General features: G+C 66.5%; 17 protein-coding genes. 7 read left to right on the plus strand and 10 right to left on the minus strand.

Features of this window, described 5'->3' with window-relative positions; all coding sequences use genetic code 11:
* Positions 1 to 8 precede the first annotated feature (8 nt).
* Genes ACSS7Z_RS05370 through ACSS7Z_RS05380 form a run of 3 tightly spaced genes read right to left on the minus strand, consistent with a single transcriptional unit; the run spans position 9 to position 2,979 of the window.
* Entirely contained in the window at positions 9 to 1,175 is a 1,167-nt protein-coding gene (locus ACSS7Z_RS05370) for an Mrp/NBP35 family ATP-binding protein (protein WP_438253451.1), read from the minus strand.
* The gene (locus ACSS7Z_RS05375; RefSeq protein WP_438253702.1) at positions 1,172 to 1,714 is read right to left on the minus strand and encodes a DUF1003 domain-containing protein; all 543 of its coding nucleotides are present in this window, start codon (positions 1,712 to 1,714) and stop codon (positions 1,172 to 1,174) included. Before ACSS7Z_RS05375 ends, ACSS7Z_RS05370 begins: the two co-directional genes overlap by 4 nt.
* Complete coding sequence (locus ACSS7Z_RS05380) at positions 1,714 to 2,979, minus strand: magnesium transporter MgtE N-terminal domain-containing protein (protein WP_438253452.1); 1,266 nt, start codon at positions 2,977 to 2,979, stop codon at positions 1,714 to 1,716. The genes ACSS7Z_RS05375 and ACSS7Z_RS05380 overlap by 1 nt, the downstream gene beginning before the upstream one ends.
* A 68-nt stretch (positions 2,980 to 3,047) precedes the next feature.
* Here ACSS7Z_RS05380 and ACSS7Z_RS05385 point away from each other — a divergent pair, with 68 nt between their 5' ends.
* Both ACSS7Z_RS05385 and ACSS7Z_RS05390 read left to right on the plus strand, forming a co-directional pair.
* Positions 3,048 to 3,803, plus strand: coding sequence for a YflT domain-containing protein (locus tag ACSS7Z_RS05385; protein ID WP_438253453.1), 756 nt, complete (start codon positions 3,048 to 3,050; stop codon positions 3,801 to 3,803).
* Between the two features lie 8 nt (positions 3,804 to 3,811).
* Complete coding sequence (locus ACSS7Z_RS05390) at positions 3,812 to 4,507, plus strand: alpha/beta hydrolase family protein (protein WP_438253454.1); 696 nt, start codon at positions 3,812 to 3,814, stop codon at positions 4,505 to 4,507.
* Here ACSS7Z_RS05390 and ACSS7Z_RS05395 read toward each other — a convergent pair.
* A complete protein-coding gene (locus tag ACSS7Z_RS05395; protein ID WP_438253455.1) occupies positions 4,410 to 5,042 on the minus strand; it encodes a YdcF family protein in 633 nt (210 codons plus the stop codon). The two genes, ACSS7Z_RS05390 and ACSS7Z_RS05395, sit on opposite strands and share 98 nt — an antisense overlap.
* Positions 5,042 to 6,439 (minus strand): aminopeptidase P family protein, encoded by a 1,398-nt coding sequence (locus tag ACSS7Z_RS05400; RefSeq protein WP_438253456.1) that lies wholly within the window; start codon positions 6,437 to 6,439, stop codon positions 5,042 to 5,044. The genes ACSS7Z_RS05395 and ACSS7Z_RS05400 overlap by 1 nt, the downstream gene beginning before the upstream one ends.
* A gap of 36 nt (positions 6,440 to 6,475) precedes the next feature.
* Between ACSS7Z_RS05400 and ACSS7Z_RS05405 the strand changes: the two genes are divergently transcribed.
* The gene (locus ACSS7Z_RS05405) at positions 6,476 to 6,865 is read left to right on the plus strand and encodes a DUF3054 domain-containing protein (RefSeq protein WP_438253457.1); all 390 of its coding nucleotides are present in this window, start codon (positions 6,476 to 6,478) and stop codon (positions 6,863 to 6,865) included.
* Between the two features lie 112 nt (positions 6,866 to 6,977).
* Here ACSS7Z_RS05405 and ACSS7Z_RS05410 read toward each other — a convergent pair whose 3' ends face one another.
* The gene (locus tag ACSS7Z_RS05410; RefSeq protein WP_438253458.1) at positions 6,978 to 7,994 is read right to left on the minus strand and encodes an endonuclease/exonuclease/phosphatase family protein; all 1,017 of its coding nucleotides are present in this window, start codon (positions 7,992 to 7,994) and stop codon (positions 6,978 to 6,980) included.
* Positions 7,995 to 8,068: 74 nt separating this feature from the next.
* Between ACSS7Z_RS05410 and ACSS7Z_RS05415 the strand changes: the two genes are divergently transcribed.
* Complete coding sequence (locus ACSS7Z_RS05415) at positions 8,069 to 8,938, plus strand: PHP domain-containing protein (RefSeq protein ID WP_438253459.1); 870 nt, start codon at positions 8,069 to 8,071, stop codon at positions 8,936 to 8,938.
* A gap of 116 nt (positions 8,939 to 9,054) precedes the next feature.
* Here the strand turns inward: ACSS7Z_RS05415 and ACSS7Z_RS05420 are convergent, their stop codons facing one another.
* On the minus strand, positions 9,055 to 10,560 hold the full coding sequence (locus ACSS7Z_RS05420) for a DEAD/DEAH box helicase (protein WP_438253460.1): 1,506 nt from the start codon (positions 10,558 to 10,560) through the stop codon (positions 9,055 to 9,057).
* Between the two features lie 172 nt (positions 10,561 to 10,732).
* On the opposite strand from ACSS7Z_RS05420, the gene ACSS7Z_RS05425 reads away from it, so the two are divergent.
* A complete protein-coding gene (locus ACSS7Z_RS05425) occupies positions 10,733 to 11,443 on the plus strand; it encodes a ferritin-like fold-containing protein (RefSeq protein ID WP_438253461.1) in 711 nt (236 codons plus the stop codon).
* A gap of 43 nt (positions 11,444 to 11,486) precedes the next feature.
* On the opposite strand, the gene ACSS7Z_RS05430 is transcribed toward ACSS7Z_RS05425, so the two are convergent.
* Together ACSS7Z_RS05430 and ACSS7Z_RS05435 are read right to left on the minus strand one after the other, a co-directional pair.
* Positions 11,487 to 11,774, minus strand: coding sequence for a hypothetical protein (locus ACSS7Z_RS05430; RefSeq protein ID WP_438253462.1), 288 nt, complete (start codon positions 11,772 to 11,774; stop codon positions 11,487 to 11,489).
* A gap of 4 nt (positions 11,775 to 11,778) precedes the next feature.
* A complete protein-coding gene (locus ACSS7Z_RS05435) occupies positions 11,779 to 12,003 on the minus strand; it encodes a DUF3107 domain-containing protein (RefSeq protein ID WP_438253463.1) in 225 nt (74 codons plus the stop codon).
* An 83-nt stretch (positions 12,004 to 12,086) separates the two neighbouring features.
* Here ACSS7Z_RS05435 and ACSS7Z_RS05440 point away from each other — a divergent pair, with 83 nt between their 5' ends.
* A complete protein-coding gene (locus ACSS7Z_RS05440) occupies positions 12,087 to 15,350 on the plus strand; it encodes an ATP-dependent helicase (RefSeq protein WP_438253464.1) in 3,264 nt (1,087 codons plus the stop codon).
* Positions 15,347 to 18,814 carry an ATP-dependent helicase gene (locus ACSS7Z_RS05445; protein WP_438253465.1) on the plus strand — a complete coding sequence of 1,156 codons (3,468 nt, stop codon included), beginning with the start codon at positions 15,347 to 15,349 and terminating at the stop codon, positions 18,812 to 18,814. Before ACSS7Z_RS05440 ends, ACSS7Z_RS05445 begins: the two co-directional genes overlap by 4 nt.
* On the opposite strand, the gene ACSS7Z_RS05450 is transcribed toward ACSS7Z_RS05445, so the two are convergent.
* Entirely contained in the window at positions 18,760 to 20,034 is a 1,275-nt protein-coding gene (locus ACSS7Z_RS05450) for a phosphotransferase (RefSeq protein ID WP_438253466.1), read from the minus strand. The two genes, ACSS7Z_RS05445 and ACSS7Z_RS05450, sit on opposite strands and share 55 nt — an antisense overlap.
* Between the last annotated feature and the right edge of the window lie 53 nt (positions 20,035 to 20,087).

The raw sequence follows: 20,087 nt of genomic DNA on the forward strand, positions 1-20,087 counted from the left end.
ACAGTCTTTCATTTCTGAGGCGTGGTGCCGTGCTGCGCGTCTGGGGCGGGTCGAGACGTCACCGACATCGGCAGCGAACGTCCTGCGAGCCTGCGGCCCTGACGGGCGAGATCGACCGCCACGGCGCGGATCGCCTGGGCCGAAGCATCCTCGGGATCACCGATGACCACGGGCGTGCCCGCATCTCCGCCCATGCGCAGCGCGGGACTGAGGGGAATCGTCGCCAGCAACGGCACGGGTTGCTCGCCCTGCGAGAGCGCATCGGCCACTTCCTGCCCGCCGCCGGTGCCGAACAGGTCAAAGACCGTGCCGTCTTGCATCGTGAGCGCAGACATGTTCTCGATCACGCCGATGACGTGCTGTCCGGTTTGGCGGGCGACGAGTCCGCTGCGGATGGCGACATCGGATGCCGCCGTCTGCGGCGTTGTGACGACGAGCACCTCCGCGTGCGGAAGGATTTGGCCGATCGAGATCGCGATGTCGCCGGTGCCTGGGGGCATGTCGATGAGCAGCACGTCGAGGTCGCCGAAGAACACGTCGGTGAGGAACTGCTGCACAGTGCGGTGCAGCATCGGTCCGCGCCAGGCGACAGCGGCCTCACCGTCTCGGAGGAACATTCCGATCGAGATGGTCTTCACCCCGTGGGCGACAGGAGGCAGCATGAGATCGTCGATGCGGGTCGGCTGCGTCCCAACCGGAATGCCCAGCAGCCCCGGAATCGAGAAACCGTGCACATCGGCATCCACCAGGCCGACGGCCAGCCCCTGTTCTGCCAGCGCGACAGCCAGATTCGCGGTCAGCGTCGACTTGCCCACGCCGCCCTTGCCGCTGGATACCAGGATCACCCGTGTCAGCGAATCCGGCCCGAAGGGCATCTGCCGGGCCGGACGCCCGTCGCGGAGCTTCTCGGTCAGCGCCTTGCGCTCAGCCGGCGTCATGACGCCGATGTGGATCGTGACGTCGGTGATTCCCGACACCGATGCCGCCGCACGGCGCACATCGCTCTCGATGCGATCAGCGGCGGGGCATCCGACGATTGTCAGCGCGATGGCGACGTCGGCCCGACTGCCGTCGACGGAAATCTCGCGCACCATGTCGAGGTCGCCGATCGGTTGACGAAGCTCTGGGTCGGAGACTGCTCCTACGGCGGCGCGAACACGCTCAGAAAGGCTCATCGCTGCGTCCGGGGCGTGCTCGGGGCGGAGCCGGCCTCATCGGCACGGTCATCGTCCATGTCGGTAAGCAGCGACTTCAGCTCGGCGCGCAGAACATCACGTGTCACGGCCTGCGCGTTTCGCTCTTCCAGCGCCATGCGCAGGGCGACGATCTCGCGGGCCAGGTATTCGGTGTCGGCGAGGTTTCGCTCAGCACGCTGACGGTCCTGCTCGATCTGCACGCGGTCACGGTCATCCTGCCTGTTCTGCGCGAGCAGGATGAGGGGAGCGGCGTACGAAGCCTGCAACGACAGCATCAGGGTGAGAGCGGTGAAGCCGAGGGCCGCGTCGTCGAAACGCACCGAGATCGGCATCAGGGTGTTCCAACTGATCCACGCCACGCAGAAAAGGGTGAGGATCAGCAGGAATGCGGGCGTGCCCATGGCACGGGCGACCCACTCGGTGAACCGGCCGAAGCGGTCGCGCGAGCTGGCTGGGCGCTGGCGCGACGTTCCGCGCCCCAGGGGCGCGTCGAGACCTGCACGCTCGGCCTTGGCCATCATCGTGCACCTCCCGCGTTCGTCGCATCGTCGACGTCCTGGGTGCGCCAGTCATCAGGCAGCAGGTAATCGAGCACGTCATCGATGCTCACCACGCCGACGAGCCTGTTTGCGGCATCCACCACGGGCAGGGAGACGAGGTCGTAGCTCGCCAGGAGTCGCGCTGTCTCCGCGGCGGATGCTGTCACCGAGATCGGCTCCATCGTCTCGTCCACGATCGCGCCGAGCCGCTCATGCGGCGGATAGCGCAGCATCCGCTGAAAATGAACGACGCCCAGCAGGCGGCCGGTCGGTGTCTCAAACGGCGGCAGCGTGACGAAGACCGCGGCGGCGAGAGCCGGATGCAGTTCATGGCGACGAATCAGCGCGAGCGCTTCGGCGACAGTGGCATCAGCGGAAAGGATGATCGGCTCGGTGGTCATGAGACCACCCGCGGTGTCCGGTTCGTAGCGCAGCAGCGTGCGCACATCCTCGGCCTCTTCGGGTTCCATCAGACCGAGAAGCTGCTCGAGGCGTGTCTTCGGAAGCTGCGCCAGCAGATCAGCCGCGTCGTCCGGTTCCATGTGGTCGAGGATGTCAGCGGCCCGCTCATCGCCGAGCCCATCGAGAATGTGCACCTGCTCGTCTTCCGGCATCTCTTCGAGAGCGTCGGCCAGGCGGTCGTCGGAGAGTTCTTCGGCCACTTCGATCATGCGCCGCTGGGGCAGATCGAGCAGCGTTGTCGCAAGGTCGGCGGCGTGCAGTTCTGAGTATGAAGCAACGAGCTGCTCAGCCGACTGGGCTTCACCCGGTGCCCGCTTCTCAGCCACTTCGTGCCAGGCCGCGAACGTGGTTGGTCCTTTGGCGAAGGGGGACGCGCTCGTCTTGGGCTTGCGGAGGAACAGCTGGCTGACATTCCATTCGCCGAGTCGGTTCGGTTCGATCGCAACATCTTCAATGACCGCGCGCCCGTTGCCGTCGACGAGTTCGACCCGACGACCGAGCATCTCTGCGAGAACCCGCACTTCGCCGGAGCGGGGCTGAAATCTGCGCACGTTGATGAGCCCGGTTGTGAGCACCTGACCGGTCTGGATCGAGGTGACGCGACCGATCGACATGAACACGTGCCGGCGTCCGGGAATCTCGATCACGAGGCCGATCACGCGCGGCGAGGCGGTACTTCGGTACACGATGACGACGTCTCGGACCTTGCCGAGCCGGTCGCCGACGGGATCGAAGACGGCGCAACCGGCCAGTCGCGCGACGAAAACCCGTTGTGTGCTCACGCTTCCAGCGTAGTCCGCGACCCGTTGTTCTCGGTCGGGGTGCGGGGATGCATGGAACAATGGGGGGCATGAGCATGCTGAACCGTCCGCCCAACGCCGCAGCCGTCGGTGACACCGTCGCGTCGGTCCGCGATTATGAGGCCGCGCAGAAGACGGTTTCTCAGCTGATCTCCGCCGAGATCCCCGCCCGCGATATTGCAATCGTGGGGCAGGGTGTGCGTACCGTGGAGCGGGTCACCGGCAAGCTCGGCTATGCGTCCGCAGCCCGCTCCGGTGCGGTCAACGGTGTGCTCATCGGCCTGCTGCTCTCGGCGATCCTCGTGATCGGCAACCCCGATGCGCCGATTCAGCTGTTCGTCGGCTTCCTGTTCATCGGCGTCGCGATCGGGATGCTCCTGAGCCTTGTCACCTACGCGATCGTGCGTCGTCGACGTGATTTCGCCAGCGTGACCCAGCTGGCCGCAGACCACTATGAGGTCACCGTGCTCCCGGCGTCGCTGGCGAAGGCACGCGAGGTCGTCGGAAAGCCGCATACGACGGTCGTGCGCCCGCCGGTCGACCTCAACGAGCCGCCGCGCTACGGGGAGCGCGTGGACCCGGCAGCAGCCGCAGCAACGGCAGCAGCCACAGCAGCCACAGCAGCCACAGAGGCTGCATCCGCGAAGGAACCAGCTCCGGGCGAGCATGTGATTCCGCCCCGGCCTGCCGATCCGGTACCGCGTTACGGTGAGCGAGCTGCGGAGATTCCGACTTCGGATGCACCGGCCACTGCGGAAGATGAACAGTCGCCGGAGACCGACGGCGAGAACCCCGACCGCGTCTGAGCCCGGATATGGACTTCCCGGTTGAGCTGCCCAGCGGGCCGGTGTCGGTATCCGCTGAGTGGGCTGAGGGATCCGATCGCGGTACCGTGATCGTCGCCCATGGTGCGGGAGCGGGAATGGAGCATCCGTTCCTCGTCGGATTCACTGACGCACTCAATACGCTTGGCTTCTCGACGTTACGTTTCACCTTTCCGTATCGCGAGCAGGGGCGACGGATGCCGGGTCCCGCCGCGCATGCGATCGCTACGTGGCATGCGGCAGCACGATTCGCGCGCACGCAGGACCCTGCTGCGCCACTGTGGGCCGCGGGAAAGTCCTACGGCGGGCGGATGGCGTCGATGGCCGTCGCCGAAGGCTTGCACGTCGACGCCCTGATCTACCTCGGATATCCGCTGCACGCCCCGGGCAAACCGGAGAAGCCGCGTGCCGAGCACCTGCCGGCGATCACCGTGCCGCAGCTGTTCATCGAAGGCACGAACGACGCATTCATCCAGCCGCTGTCGCAGTTCGAACAGGTGCTGTCCACATGTCACGACGCACGCGTGGAGTGGATCGAGGGCGGCGGTCACTCGTTCGAAGTCAGGGGCGCTCGCCGTCCGCCGGAGGTCATCGGTGCGTCATTGGCACAGCTCGCGGGAGACTTCCTCGAGTCAGTCGCTGCTGGCAGCGATACCAGACCGCCCGTAGCGCCGCCACGATCTTGATCGGCAGGATTTCGCCGAAACGATGCTCCTCGCCACGGACAAGTCGCTCACCCAGATCCGGTCGCAACTGCCACAGGTGTTCCCGAGCGACCTCGGCGTGGGGTGAGTTGGAGACGATCTTGATGGCGTCGGCCTGCTCGATCAGCCCGATCGCGTTCTCAATGTTCTGCAGGGTCGATGCGCTCGTGGTGTCCAACAGGATCTGGCCCGTGTAACCGAGCTCATCACGGGCGTAACGCTGCATCAGCTCGGCCTCGGGGACGGTGCCGGCCACGGCTCCGCCGCACAGCACCAGCACGCTCTCTCCTCTCAGCGAAAGCGAACGGATGCCGGCGCGCACCCGGTACCGGTTGACGAAGTTGGCTCTGGGGGCGTGGTTGCGGAAGCCGAGCACGACGACAGCCTCAGATGCTCCCGTACGCGCCTGCGTACCCAGCATCCCGTGGCTCGATCGCCAGTGCACGACATCCGCCCACGCCGCCAGCGCCACATAAGCGATGGCGCCCGCGCGGAACAGCATCCGCCGGGAGAACATCAACCCTGCTGAATGCGTTCGATCCACGCCTCGACATCCGCGGCGCTGCGCGGGATGTCGGCCGACAGATTCACGGGGCCGTCTTCGGTGAGCAGGATGTCGTCCTCGATGCGCACGCCGATTCCACGCAGCTCTTCCGGCACAGTCAGATCGTCGATCTGGAAGTACAGGCCGGGCTCGATCGTGAAGACCATGCCTGCCTCGAGAACACCGTCGTAGTACATCTCCCGACGCGCCTGAGCGCAGTCGTGCACGTCGATTCCGAGGTGGTGGCTGGTGCCGTGCACCATGTAGCGGCGGTGGTGGCCGCCGGCATCCGCATCGAGCGCTTCTTCGGCAGTGACCGGCAGCAGACCCCACTCGGCGACGCGCTCGGCGATGACACCCATCGCAGCCTCGTGAACCTCGCGGAACTTCACGCCCGGACGAGCCACAGCGAATGCGGCATCCGCGGCCTCGAGCACGGTCTCGTACACGCGGCGCTGCACGTCGGAGAACTTACCGTTCACCGGGAGTGTGCGCGTGATGTCGGCTGTGTACAGGCTGTCGCGCTCGACGCCGGCATCCACGAGGATCAGATCTCCGGGAACGACCCTGCCGTCATTGCGTGTCCAGTGCAGGTAGCAAGCGTGCGGACCCGATGCCGAAATCGTGTCGTAGCCCTCGCCATTGCCGTCTTCGCGGGCGCGGCGGTGGAAGACACCCTCCACGACGCGTTCGCCGCGAGCATGCTTGGCGGCATCGGGCAGTGCATGGATGATGTCATCGAAACCGCGGCCGGTGATCTCGACGGCACGACGCATTTCTTCGATCTCGTATGCGTCCTTGACCAAACGCAGCTCCGATGCGAACCGTGCAAGATCGGCATCCTCGATCGTGACGTCGTCGGAGACGGACGCGAACTCGGCCAGGTGCGCCGTGGCGATGCCGAGGTCTGCGGCGACCGCGGCAAGCGACGGGCGTGGGCCGATCCAGAACTCACCGACCGTGGCATCCGCGAAGAACTCGGTCGTCGTGCGGTCAGCACGCTCACGGAAGTACAGGGTGACATCGTGCCCGGCATTGGACGGCTCGAACACGAGCACGGAGTCCGGCTCGGTGTCTGCTGCCCACCCGGTCAGATGGGCGAAGATCGAGTGCGCGCGGAAGGGGTAGTCGGTGTCGTTGGAACGTTGCTTCAGCGAGCCCGCTTCAATCACCAAACGCTTGCCGGTGAACGCAGCGGAGACCGTGTCGCGCCGGGCCTGTGCGAATGCCGCCTGCTCGCGGGCAACGGGCATCGTCTCGGGGCGATCTGCCCAGCCGGTCGAGATCGTGTCGAGGAAACCGCGGGGGAAGGGCTGCTTGCGGTTGGTGACGGGGGCCTCAGCGATGGTGTCGCTCTCTCCAGTACTCATACCTCCAGTCTCTCACTCCCGCATAGGCTGGGGGACGTGAACAGCTTCAGAGTGGCTCCGCCGATCGTGATCCTCATCGACGTGGTCCTGGTAGCAGTGTTCTGCGTGATCGGGCGGCTCTCGCATGACTCCGGAATCGTCGGCGACATCCCGGGAACCCTGAACACGATGTGGCCGTTCCTCGCCGCTGTTCTCATCGCTCACGCCGTCGTGCTGCTGCTGCGCTGGCATCCCGAGCGGCTGATGGTCGGACTGCTGGTCTGGGCGGTCACGGTGGTGGGCGGACTGCTGCTGAGGGTGGCGAGCGGGCAGGGCACGGCACTGCCGTTCACGATCGTCGCAACACTCACGCTGGCCCTGTTCCTGCTCGGCTGGCGCGCGATCTACGCTCTGGTGCGCCGGGCGCGCCGCCGCTCCCGCGCATAACTCCTGAGATTTGCCCGTGCGGGGGCATCGTGCCCGCGTGAATACGCCGGATGCCCCGGCCCCGCCGCTCTTTTTCAGGAGTTGTGCACGGGGAATGGTCGGGCCGCGCGGCTCAGCCGACCGGCTCCAGTTGCACAAGGAGTGCACGGTGGTCGCTGCCGGCGGCATCCAGCACAAGCGAACCGGTCGGATTCCAGTTCCGACTGGTCATGACGTGATCGATCGGAGCACCCACCAGCTCAGGGAACGATGCCGGCCAGGTCGCCGTGAACCCCGTTCCGGTTCGTACCGCGGCGTCGCGGCAGTATCCGATGTCGCCCCCATCGACTCCGAGGGCTGCCATATGGTCCAGCGTCGCGTTGAAGTCGCCCGCGAGGATGAAGTCCCCTTCGGGACACTGGTCGGCGATCCACTGCAGATCGGATTGCCAACGCTCCATAGCCTCCACGCGTGGAGCCACGGCATGCACCGCGACGATCGTGGGTCCGGAACCATCCACCGGCATGATGACAACGCTGGGAACGGAGCTGGTGTTGTTCGTACCGTCCTGGGACGATGCGATCACCGAGTAATCGCCCAACTCGGGGGAGATGAGGATCGTGGTCTCCCACGCCTGGGGGCCGTTGGGAACATTACCGAACTGCACGTGATGCACCCACATCGGCCGTCCCTGCTCACGCAGCATGATTGCGATCCGCTCGCCGACAGACTCCGCCGTTTCGGGCAGCGTGACCACGTCGACCTGCTGCGACAGGATCGTCTCGGCGATCTTCTCAGCCGAGACCGCTTCGCCGGCGGTGTTCCAGGTCAGCACGCGTACGCTGTCTGCAGTCTTCTCGGGCAGTTCGCCGGTGCCGAAGCCGCGGACCGCACCGATTCCGGCGGTCGCCCCGGCTCCCAGCAGCGCGATGATCAGAATGGATGCCGCGAACCCGCGCAGCGGCCGCGCAAACAGCAGCAGCAGTGAGACGACCGCAATCACCAGGAATGCGACAACGACTGCGCCGCGGACGGCGACCAGCTGTGCGAATGGGTAGACCTGCTCAAGGTGGAAGAACTGCGGCCACACCACGATCGCTGTCGCAATGGCGAACAGCACCGTAATCAGGATCCCCAGCAGCCGAAACATCACCCCAAGCCTAAAGGCGCACACTGTGAATCGCCTGCCGCCGCGGGCCGCGCGCGCCGCAGTACTGTCGAGGTATGAGCAACGTGCATCGCTTTAGCGGACCGAACGATCTGCACCTGCATTCCAACCACTCAGACGGAACGGAGAACCCCGGTCAGGTGGTGCGGCAAGCTCACGCCCACGGCGTTCGCACGATGGCTCTGACCGACCATGACCGCACGACGGGGTGGGATGAGGCTGCGACGGCCGCGGCTGCTGTCGGCATGACTTTTCTGCCGGGGATGGAGCTGTCGGCGAAGTACGAATGGCGCAGCGTCCACGTGCTGGGATATCTATTCGACCCGGATGCTCCAGCGCTGCGTGCTGAGACCGACCGCATCCGAGACGACCGGCTGGGCCGCGCCGAGCGGATCGTTCGCAATATCGCGCGCGACTACGACCTCACCTGGGCCGATGTCGTCGCCCAGACGACGAAGGATGCCACACTGGGCCGCCCGCACATCGCTGATGCACTGGTGGCGCGTGGCATCGTCGCTGATCGCTCAGCCGCGTTCGAGGGCATCCTGCATCCACGTGAGGGGTATTACGAGCCGCACTACGCCCCTGATCCGTTGACTGCCGTCGGTCTGATCACCGAGGCTGGGGGAGTCGCCGTCATCGCGCATCCGGTCACGGCCGGACGCGACCGGATGATGCCGCTGTCGTACTTCGAGAAGCTGATCGCGGCGGGACTGGGCGGAGTCGAGATCGACCACCGTGAGAACACCGCTCAGGGCAAGCGCACTTTGCAGCGGCTGGCCGCCGAGCACGATCTGATCGTCACAGGCTCCAGCGACTACCACGGCACGGGAAAACCCAACCTGCCGGGTGAGAACACGACAAGCGATGAGATGGTTGCTCGCATCATCGAGCGGGCCACCGGCACGCCGCCCCGCTTCGCCTGAACCGCGCGATCCGCCGCTGCGCGATCCGCCGCTGTGCGCACCACGAAACAGCAGGCGCCGCACCGAATGGTGCAGCGCCTGCTGAATGATGGTGTCGGCGAAGTGCGCCGCTGGGCTCAGGCGCCAGCTGGCGCGGCACCGCCGGAGCGGCGACGGCGGCGGCGGCGCTGCGGGGCAGGCTTGCCGTCCTGGTGCTCGTGGCTCTTGTCACCGTCATGGGTTCCGGCACCTTCGGCGTCACGGTCGGCCACAGGTGCGCCCTCCGCTGTCGGGGTCTTCGGAGCGTCCTCGACGAAGGTCGAGCCGACCTTGTCACCCGCACCGCGGCGGCGCCGGCGACGGCGCGTGCCGGGCTCGTCGGTTCCCTGCTCGGCAGCAACATCGGCGGCCTTCTCCGGACGCTTGCTCTGCGTCTTGACCGACTGGGTCTTCGGAGCGGTGGTCAACCGGCCCTTCGTGCCGGCGGGGATGTTCAGGTCCTCGTAGAGGTGCGGGCTCGACGAGTACGTCTCGACGGGCTCGGGCTGGCCGAACTCGAGGGCGCGGTTGATGAGGGCCCACTTGTGCAGGTCTTCCCAGTCCACGAACGTGACGGCGATGCCCTTCTTACCGGCCCGGCCCGTACGGCCGACACGGTGCAGGTACGTCTTGTCCTCGTCCGGGATGGTGTGGTTGATGACGTGGGTGACGTCGTCGACGTCGATGCCTCGGGCAGCGACGTCGGTGGCGACCAGGACGTCACGCTTGCCGGCCTTGAACGCGGCCATCGAGCGCTCGCGCTGTTCCTGCCCCATGTCTCCGTGCACGCCGCCGACGTTGAACCCGCGATCGCCGAGCTCGTCGACCAGTCGCTGAGCCGCACGCTTGGTGCGGGTGAAGATGACGGTCTTACCGCGACCCTCGGCCTGCAGGATGCGGGCGATAACCTCGTCCTTGTCGAGCGAGTGCGCGCGGTACACCAGGTGGTTGATGTTCGCCTGCGTCAAGCCTTCGTCGGGGTCACTGGCGCGGATGTGAATGGGGTTCGACATGAATCGGCGCGCCAGGGCGACGATCGGCCCGGGCATCGTCGCGGAGAACAGCTGCGTGTGCCGGATGGCGGGAATCTTCTGGAAAATCTTCTCGATGTCGGCGAGGAAGCCGAGGTCGAGCATCTTGTCGGCCTCATCGAGGACGACCTCGGTCGCGTTCGACAGGTCCAGCAGACGCTGACCTGCCAGGTCGATGAGTCGGCCCGGCGTGCCTACAACGATCTGCGCACCGGCCTTCAGCTGGTCGATCTGACCCTCGTATGCCTTGCCGCCGTAGATGGCGACCACGCTGGTCGAGCGACCGGTGGTGAGCAGGTCGATGTCTTCGTAGACCTGCACGGCGAGCTCACGGGTCGGTACAACGATGAGCGCCTTGACGCCCGGCTCGGGGTTCAACCCGAGACGCTGTACGACGGGGATGCCGAAACCGAAGGTCTTGCCGGTGCCAGTCTTGGCCTGGCCGATGATGTCCTGGCCGGGAAGGCCGAGGGGGATGGTCTGTTCCTGGATGGGGAATGCGTCGACGATGCCCTTTGCGGCCAACGAGTCGACGATGTCCTGATCGACACCCAGATCAGCGAATGTTGTCACGTGTTCTATTGCCTGTCCGGCGCTGTTCAGATGTGAAACAGACGCCTCGTTACGGATCCACGCCGTCTCTTGTGCCACAGGCGCGGCGCCCGGCTCCAATGGCAGGGCAACTTCAGACTACCTGAGGGGCGCAGAACACAGCGGATCATCGATGCGCGGGTAGTCTGAACGCGTGGTGAAATGGTTCTGGCAGACGGATAAGCCTCGACGCAATCTGACCATCCGCAGTCGCGGAGATCTCAGCGGCGCGACCCGAGTCGATTTCGCCGAGCTCGCGCCTGAGCTGAACCGGTTCCTCGGTCAGGCCGCCTACCTGCAGCTCGGATACTTCGAGACGCTCACCCGATTGATCCGCGCGACACCGGAGCTGGAGGAGAAAGGCGCACTGGCACGTGCCGCCGGCGCAGCCCTCAGCAAGCATCGCGGCATCGTCGAGGTCATCCGGCAGCAGGGCGAGGACCCGACCGAGATCATGCTTCCGTTCCAGGAGTACCTGGATGCCTTCCGTCGCAAGACCATCGGAGTACGTCCGAAGGAAACCCTTCTCGCCGTCTACATCACCGCCGGGATGCTGGACGATTTCTATCTGGCATTGGCCTCGAGCTACGGCGACACCGGGCAGCGCGTCGCCGATATCCTCAGCGAGGACGACGACACCGGCGAGATCGTAGCCATCCTCAAGCAGACGATCGACATCGACAACGAGTGGCGTTCGCTGCTGTCGATGTGGGCGCGCCGACTTGTCGGGGACACACTTCTGGTGGCGCGACAGGCGCTTCGCCCGGAGCGGCTCGCCGTGAACGAAGACCGGGTGGAACCGGTTTACACCGAACTCATGGGCGCGCACGCGCGACGCATGGATGCGATGGGCCTGGCCGCGTAGCATCCGCTGGACACAATGCCCAGCGCGATCAGATTCCGCGCAATCAGATCCCGAGCGCAGCCTTGGTCTCGGCATCCGACCGGACGCGCGCCGTGGTGAGAACGTATCCCGCAACGGCGGAGATTACGACCGCGCCGAGGATGCTCGTAAGCCACAGCCAGATGCTCTCAGCGCCGACGCCGGACCACTGCATCACCGTGTAGATGATGGCAGCGGCCGCGGTCGAGACAGCGGGGACCAGCGCGACGCCGCGAAGAGTGCGGCGGGGCAGCAGATAGTGCACGGCGATTCCGAGCGCGCACGCCGCGATGAGTGCGAGAAGGATGTACACGAGGTCAGGCGACGAAGCCGACGCGACGTGACTCCTCGGTGCCCAACTCGATGTAGGCGAGGTTTGCGGTCGGGACGATGTAGGAGTTGCCCTTGACGTCGACGAAACTCACATGAGCGGTGTTCTGCTCGAGCGCCGCGGACACCTGAGTGCGGACCTCATCCACGTTGGCGGGGGTCTCGAAGTTCAGCTCGCGGCCGGTGTTGATGATGCCGATGCGGATTTCCACGCGTGCTCCTTGAAGGTTCGGGGACTGCGCCCAACTCTACCCCGGCTCGGCTGATGTCCGGGCCTCCCGATAGCGTGGAAGTCATGACCTCAGATGCTGCACAGCGCGCCGTGGTCGCGGCCCCGGTCGACACCTCCGGCGTCATCATCGGTGCACCCGGAACAGGAAAGACGCACACGTTGATCGACCGTGTCGCGCACCTGCTCACCGAAGATGACAGCGTCGGTGTGCTGGCGCCGGAAGAGGTGCTCGTTCTCACCCCGAACCGGCAGGCCGCCACACTGTTGCGCGACCGCATCGGTGTGCGCATCGGTCAGGCGACTCCGGGCCCGCTGGCGCGTTCGGTGGGGTCTTTCGCCTTTCAAATCGTGCGCGGGGCCATGGTGCGTGCCGGGGAGGAGCCCCCGGCGCTGCTGACGGGAGCCGACCAGGACCGCATCATCGCCGACCTTTTGGCGGGCGACGATGAGGATGAAGCGTCGGGGGCGCCGTCGCGCTGGCCGGAAGCGCTCGGACCGAGTGTTCGCGCCTCAACCGGATTCCGCTCCGAACTGCGCGCGCTGCTCGCCGAGTGCCGGGAACTCGGTGTGCTGTCGGACGAGCTGCAGGCATCGGGGCGACCGGTCTGGCAGGCTGCCGGATCCTTCATCGAGGAGTACCGCGCGGTGCTTGCGTCGATGCGCACCGCCTACCGTGACAGCGCCGACCTCATCAGCGAGGCTGCCGCGATCCTCGAGACGGCGGATGCCGCAGACCTCGGCCCGCTTGCACCGCTTCGCGTGGTGCTGATGGATGACGCGCAGGAGATCACCCGCGGTGGCATCACCCTGGTGAGGGCACTGCGCGCGCGCGGCATCTCCGTTCTCGCCTTCGGCGACCCTGACATCTCCTCCGGGTCGTTCCGCGGGGCCAGCCCGCAGCTGTTCCATGAGCTCTCGGGAGTCCTTGCCCAGGTCTTCGTCCTGGACACGCCGCACCGGCAGATACCGGCTCTGACCGATCTGACCCGCCGGGTGACGCAGTCCATCGGTGTTGCTGGTCGTGTCGAGCACCGCCGCGCACCCGGACCCACCCCCGAGGTCGCCGACTCCCGTGTACAGGCATTTCTCGCGCCTTCACCCTATGAAGAGGTCGACCGCATCGCCGGCATTTTGCGGGATTGGCACCTGAGCGACGGCATCGCCTGGAGCGACATGGCCGTCATTGCACATGACACGCGACAGGTGACGGCGTTGGAGACAGAGCTTGCCGCTCGCGAGGTGCCCACTCGCGCCGCCGGTGTGCAGCGTCCACTCGGCAGCGAGGGCGTCGTCCGCGACATCGTCGGCATCGTCCGGCTTGCCGTGCAGCATCCTGACGACCGCGCGCCGGAGGCGCTGGTCGACGCCTTGTGCTCGCCATTCGGCGGGATGGATGCCGTTGGCCTGCGGCGCTTGCGCGCGCGGCTGAGACACCTGGAACTCGCCGATGGCGGCTCGACTCCGGCGTCGGAGCTGCTGCGCCAGGCGATGGCATTTCCCACGCATTTCACCTTTGTGGATGCTCCGGAAGCTCGAGCGGCAGCCCGTTTCGCCAAGACTCTGTCTCAGACGGCGGATGCCATCGCCGCCGGCGAAACGATCCATGAACTGCTCTGGCGAATCTGGGACGATGCGAGGGCGCAGAACGGCTCGAAGCTGCAGAAGTACTGGCGCGAGGCTGCGGGACAGCCCGGCGGCGGTGAGATCTCTCGCGCGCTGGACGCGTTGGTGGCGCTTTTCGATGCGGCCAAACGGTTCGTCGAGCGGACTCCCAATGAGCCGGCCGAGACGTTCGTGCGTGAGATTCTCGACAGCGAGGTTCCTGAAGACACTCTCTCCACCCCGGATCGACCGGGACTGGTTACCCTGCTGACGCCGGCGACGGCATTGGGGACCCAGTTCGATGCCGTGGTGGTCGCCGGCGTGCAGGATGGTGTGTGGCCGAATGTGCGTCTGCGCGGTGGGCTGCTGGAGACCTGGCGGCTGGCGGATGCTGTGCTCGCCACACGTGCGGGCGCTCCGGCGACCACGCCGGACAGCATCGATCGACGCCGTGCGGCACTCCACGACGAACTGCGGCTGTTCGTGCGCGCCCTGTCTCGTGCCCGCTCGCGGATCGTGGTGACCGCGGTCGACGACGACAGCACGAGCCCGAGCCCCTTTTTCTCGTTCCTGCCCGAACCTCCGCCGGTCTCTGCCCATCCCGCCGCCGAGCATCCGCTCACCCTCCGCGGCCTGGTCGCCAAACATCGCCGGACTCTGACCAGCTCGCCGGACGCTGACGCACGCGCGGCTGCGGCCGGGCAGCTGGCGGTGCTCGCCCGTGAAGGCATCCCCGGTGCAGATCCGCAGGACTGGTACGGAATCACTCCGATGTCGACGACCGCGCCGCTGCACGACCTGTCTGCGGAGGCCGCCCGTGTCTCGCCATCGAAGATGGAGTCGTTTGAAGAGTGCGAGCTGAACTGGGCGATCTCGGCGCTGGGCGGCGATACTGTGCTGCCGCCGGCTGCCGGGATGGGCACGATCATCCACGAGGCGATGGAGACGGTCCCGGATGGCGACCTGGAGAAGTTGCAGGCTGTTCTCGCGGAACGCTGGCCGGAACTCGAGTTCGATACCGAATGGATCGGACGCAAGGAGCGTCGCCGTGCCGACCTGTACATCGAGCGGTTGCACGCCTACCTCGGCGAAGTCGCATCCGAACGCGGTCGGGTGCTCGCCAGCGAGGTCGAGTTCCGATTCTCGGTGGACGTCGCCGAGCAAGCTGACCTTGAAGGCACGAGCGTTGATGCGGTGCCAGCGGTGCGTGTCGGCGACGAGATATCCGGTCCACATCGGGCGATCGTGCATGGTTTCATCGACCGCGTCGAGGCGTACCCGACCGGTGGGGGAGAGCATGCAGCGGCCCGCGGCCGTGGCTGGACCGATATGGGAGCGGGAGAAAACGGAGAGCGCATCGTCGTCGTGGATCTGAAGACCGGGAAGAACGAGCCGACCTCCGGCGTGAAAGTCGATGAGCATGCACAGCTCGCGGCGTATCAGATCGCTGTCGAGCAGGGGCTGGTCGAGGGTGCCAGCGCCGGGGCGCTCACCGGTGCGCGTCTGCTGCTGGTGGCCAACACGCTGTCGGGCAGCGATTACCGGATCGCCCATCAGCACACTCTGACCGGTGAACCGCGGACGAAGTTCTTGAGCAGACTCGCCGCCGCCGCCAGGGGGATGTCAGGTGACAGCTTCACCGCGCATGTCGAAGCGCACTGCGCCGATATGCAGTGGCGGGTTCACCCCTGCCGTGTGCACACGGTCCCGGCGGTCAGCTCATGACCGGGTGGGGCAGCCAGGGGTCGGGGCTTTCCGCGCTCGATGTCGCCGCCGCTCTCGGCCAGCCGCCGCCCACGGCGGCGCAGCAGCGGGTCATCGAGGCACCGCCGACGCCAGCGCTGGTCGTCGCCGGTGCCGGTAGTGGCAAGACCGAGACGATGTCGGGCCGCGTTGTCTGGCTGGTTGCCAACGGACATGTGCGACGCGATGAGATCCTCGGGCTGACCTTCACACGCAAAGCTGCTGGAGAGCTCGCCGAACGCATTGCCGCGCGGCTGGCGGTGATCGACGAGTTCGGTCAGCGCGGTCTTCTGCCGCATATTCCGCAGATCGTCGCCTCGGATGCGCTGCGACGAGTGAACGACGCCGCAACGGGCGCGCAGCGCGTGCTCCTGCGCACACACGTGCTCGATGAACTCGCCGCCCGATTCGACACCGGCTGGGACCCGACGTCCCTGCGCACGGCGGAAGACCTGATGATCCGGCCCCGGGTGTCTACATACAACGCGTTCGCCGATTCGATCGTGCGCGAGCACGCCGCCCGAATCGGGCGAGATTCGGACGTTGCCATGCTCAGCCAGGCTGGGTCCTGGATGCTGGCCCGCGAGGTGGTGCTGCGAGCGGAGCTTCCCGAACTGGAGGGCATCGACTACGCCCTCGGAACAGTCGTCGACGCCGTCCAGCGACTCGCCGGCGACACTCTCGATCATCGTGCCGACCTCGCGCGCGCTGAGCGGATCACCCTCGAGCAGGCACGGGCGTTCGAGCCGTACCGCAGCAACGGCGACATCGCTAAAGCAGCGGACAACCTGCTCGCCCTGCCGACGCTGGCCGCTCTGGTGCGCGACTACATCGCTGAAAAGCACCGCCGAGGCGTGCTCGATTTCGCCGACCAGGTCAGTGGTGCCTACGACATCGTCGAGTCATCGCCCGATGTTCGCGACGACCTGCGTGAGCAGCACCGCGTGGTGCTGTTGGACGAGTATCAGGACACTTCGGTGATCCAGACACACTTTCTCGCCGAACTGTTCCGCGATAGTGCGGTCATGGCAGTGGGGGACCCCCATCAGTCGATCTACGGCTGGCGCGGTGCCAGCGCCGACAACCTGTACGCGTTCTCGCGCACCTTCGCTCGGGATGCTCCGACCCAGAGCTACAGCCTCATGACCAGCTGGCGCAACGACAGCTCGATCCTCGCTATCGCCAACCGTGTTCTGCAGCCGCTGCGCCGCCCCGAACTCGACGTGCCCCCGCTGGAGCCTCGTCCGGGAGCCGGAGTCGGCGCTGTGGACGTGCGCTATCCGCTCACGGTGCACGATGAAGCAGCCGAAGTGGCCGAGTGGTTCGCCGAACGCCGCGCGGCACATGCTGACCTGGCGAATCCGCACACGGGTGCGATCCTGTTCCGATCAAAACGGCACATGCAGACATTCGCCGAGGCGCTCGCCGCCCGGGGCATTCCGCACCGCATCCTCGGACTCGGCGGATTGCTGGCAACTCCCGAAGTTGTTGATGTCGTCGCGGCGTTGCGCGTGATGCACGACCCGAACGCGGGCTCAGCGCTCATCCGCCTGCTGGTCGGGCCCCGCTTCGGGGTGGGCGTTGCCGATATGCGTGCGCTCTACGACCTGGCATCCGAGCTCTCGCGACGGGACAGCTCACTGCTGCCGCTTCCGGACGAGCTGCGCGCCCGCATTCGCGCGTCACGCGGAGCAGATGAGGCCGTCTCGATCGTCGATGCGGTCGACGTGGTGCGCGGACTCCGTGACGACTATCGGCTTCTCGAAAACATCACGCCGGAGGGGCGCGGGCGCATCCGCGCGGCCGGCGAGATGCTGGAGCGGCTGCGTCGGGCTTCGGCACAGCCCATTCCCGAGCTCATCCGACTCATCGAGACGGAGCTGCGTCTGGATATCGAACTGGCCGCTAACGAGACCAGGGGGCCCGCGCGGGTTGCGGCGACCCAGCTTCGAGCATTCGTCGATGAAGTGCGTGCCTTCCTCTCCGCCGACGACAGAGGCACGATCTCGAGCCTGTTGGCCTGGCTGGAGAAAGCCGAGAGCACCGATGAGCTGATGCCGCGGCCTGAGCCGCCGGAGCCGGGAGTGGTGCAGCTGCTGACTGTGCACGGCTCCAAGGGCTTGGAATGGGATGCGGTCGCGGTTGTGCGCATGGTCGAGGGCGAGCTTCCCTCCCGACCCACGGACACCTCGGGATGGTTCGGTTTCGGCGTGCTGCCGTTCGCGCTGCGCGGTGACAGTGCGGCGCTGCCGACGTTCAGCTGGAACCCGCCCATCGATGACGAGCCGGATCCGGCGAAGCGGTTGAAGGCGGGAGTGGCGTCACTGACGAGTAAGAGCAAGACCGCTCCGGGCGCGCTCACCGTCTTCAAGGATTCCTACCGCGACTATCAGCAGCAGGAGGAACGCCGGCTCGCCTACGTCGCCGTCACGCGGGCACGGACCGATCTGTTGCTGACCGGATCGCACTGGGCGGGGCAGAAGAGTCCACGTGCGGCCGGGGCGTATCTCTGCGAAGCGATCGAGGCGCTCGGGCTAGACCCGATCACGGTGGTCGATGACGCAGACAATCCCTACGCCGGAGAGGGCAAAACCAGCGTGTGGCCGATGGACCCGCTCGGCGGGCGCCGCACTGCAGTCGAAGAAGCGGCTGCGCTGGTGCGCGCTGTGGTTGATGAGCCAGCGCCGACCGTGCAATTGGAACGGCTGCTCGCGGAGCGGGCGGAGCGTCAGCGTGGCCTCCGAATGGCTCCGCCCACCCGCGTTCCGGCGTCGAAGTTCAAGGACTATGTCACCGACTTCGACGGCACTGTGCTCGCTCTGGCCAGGCCCATGCCCGAGCGGCCGTACCGGCAGACGCGATTGGGGACGCTGTTTCACGCCTGGGTCGAACACCGATCCGGTCTTGTGGGAACAGGCCCCAGCCCCGACAGCGCGCTGTGGGATTCCGATGACGAGCAGCCCGATCCCTGGAGCGTTTCGGCTGCAGATGAAGTCGATCTCGAGCGGCTGCGAGAGATCTTCGCGAGCAGCGAATGGGCACCGTTGCGACCCATCGCCGTCGAGATCGAGATCAACTTCGCGCTCGGGGCAGGGGGCGACCCTGATTCTGCCGCTGGCGCAGAGCGAGAGTCACCGGGGCGAAGCGACGGTCATATCGTCATTTGCAAACTCGACGCGGTCTACCGTCGCGAAGACCGGGGCGGGCGTATCGAGATTGTCGATTGGAAAACTGGCAAGGCCCCGCGCACGAAAACCGAGAAGGATGAGCGGATGCTGCAGCTGGCGCTGTACCGGCTCGCCTACCACCGGCGCTTCGGTGTACCGCTGGAGGAGATCGACGTCGCGCTGTACTACGTGGCCGACGATCTGGTGATCCGCGGCGATCGTGTCTACTCCGAGGAAGAACTCGTCCAGCGTTGGAGGGCAGCGCGGGCCGCGCGCTGAGCCTCGCCAGCCGGATCGGCTCCGCTTTCGGAACCTCGGGCGTCGCCATCTGCAGACAAGCCAGGCTTTTCGCCGGGTGCGCGCGGCACGAGGCCCGACTCGACGACGTTGGACAGGTCCTCGGTGGCGTCGTGCTCGACGATCTCAGCGGCATCCTCACCCAGCATCAGATCTTCCGGGCTGTATGCGTCCGTCTGCATCGAGGTGTTGAATCCCGAAGCAGCCGTCGCCGGCACGTGATCGAGCGCATCCAACGCAGAGTCCACACCCTCGCTGCGCGATGCGATGACAGAGAGATCACGCTCGCGCAGCCCCTCCGACAGTGCTTCGAGCAGGTCCGCCGCATCATCCATGATGTCCTGGCGGCGCAGATTATCCCCATGCACGAGCCAGCGCGCGAACTCCAGCTCGGCCAGCAGCCGGGCGCGCACAGCCAACGCCGCATCCGGTGCGCGATCGGACGCCGCGGTATAGGCCGCATGCACATCGTCCGCAGCCTCGGGGGCCGAAGAGAGCCAGGTCAGATCCACCGCAGGATCTCCCACCGACAGGCCATGCCAATCCAGGATGCCGACGACTTCAGGGCCCTGCTCTGGGTCATCCTCGAAGAGGAATGATGTGGCGTGCGTACCGCCGAGCGTCACTGCCGATTCGAATCGCCACAGGTCATCGTCGCCGACCGCTTCACGCCAGCGCACGGTGAGGCGTGCGGGCACGCGTCCGGTCGCGGACGCGCGATCCACCAGCTGGCGGATGTCTGCGCGTGCTTCCTCGGCGCTGCGGGTGGAAAGCCCGGCGCTGCGCACCACGGAAGCTGGCAGGGCATGCACAGCGGCGATCGAGGCGCCGATCGATTGCGCGGCGCCGCGACCTGCTGGCACATGGGCCGCCTCGATCTGGAAGCCGGGCAGCAGGCTGGTGACGAGCGCGCGGCCCTCGGCGAGCTGCGTCTCGCCGAGGAACTCCGGCACGCGGAACGGCAGCATCGAGCGCGCTCCCGCGGTCAATGCGCGCAGCGCGATCGACTCGGCGGCGAGCTCACGCGCAGTCTCGTCATCGTCGCCGACACGGATGGCGACTTCGCTGCCATCGGAGAGTGTTGCCACTGCCGAATCGAAACGTCCATCGCCGCCTGCGGTCAAAGAGCGCACACCGACGACCTCCGCACCGGACAGTGCAGCGGTGACCGCCGCGGCTAGAGTGAAGGGAGACCGTGCCATGCCCCCAGGGTAGGTCGGCCAGGGGGCGGATTCGCCTACGCCACGCCTGCGAG

This window comes from Microbacterium wangyouchuni (assembly GCF_051546305.1).
Lineage (GTDB): Bacteria > Actinomycetota > Actinomycetes > Actinomycetales > Microbacteriaceae > Microbacterium.

What these genes read in the sequence shown, in the direction of transcription:
- ACSS7Z_RS05395 (WP_438253455.1), bottom strand. Translation starts at nt 5,042, where the DNA reads ATGTTCTCCCGGCGGATGCTGTTCCGCGCGGGCGCCATCGCTTATGTG.
- ACSS7Z_RS05440 (WP_438253464.1), top strand. Translation starts at nt 12,087, where the DNA reads ATGACCTCAGATGCTGCACAGCGCGCCGTGGTCGCGGCCCCGGTCGAC.
- ACSS7Z_RS05450 (WP_438253466.1), bottom strand. Translation starts at nt 20,034, where the DNA reads ATGGCACGGTCTCCCTTCACTCTAGCCGCGGCGGTCACCGCTGCACTG.
- ACSS7Z_RS05410 (WP_438253458.1), bottom strand. Translation starts at nt 7,994, where the DNA reads ATGTTTCGGCTGCTGGGGATCCTGATTACGGTGCTGTTCGCCATTGCG.
- ACSS7Z_RS05375 (WP_438253702.1), bottom strand. Translation starts at nt 1,714, where the DNA reads ATGGCCAAGGCCGAGCGTGCAGGTCTCGACGCGCCCCTGGGGCGCGGA.
- ACSS7Z_RS05445 (WP_438253465.1), top strand. Translation starts at nt 15,347, where the DNA reads ATGACCGGGTGGGGCAGCCAGGGGTCGGGGCTTTCCGCGCTCGATGTC.
- ACSS7Z_RS05415 (WP_438253459.1), top strand. Translation starts at nt 8,069, where the DNA reads ATGAGCAACGTGCATCGCTTTAGCGGACCGAACGATCTGCACCTGCAT.
- ACSS7Z_RS05370 (WP_438253451.1), bottom strand. Translation starts at nt 1,175, where the DNA reads ATGAGCCTTTCTGAGCGTGTTCGCGCCGCCGTAGGAGCAGTCTCCGAC.
- ACSS7Z_RS05385 (WP_438253453.1), top strand. Translation starts at nt 3,048, where the DNA reads ATGAGCATGCTGAACCGTCCGCCCAACGCCGCAGCCGTCGGTGACACC.
- ACSS7Z_RS05400 (WP_438253456.1), bottom strand. Translation starts at nt 6,439, where the DNA reads ATGAGTACTGGAGAGAGCGACACCATCGCTGAGGCCCCCGTCACCAAC.
- ACSS7Z_RS05390 (WP_438253454.1), top strand. Translation starts at nt 3,812, where the DNA reads ATGGACTTCCCGGTTGAGCTGCCCAGCGGGCCGGTGTCGGTATCCGCT.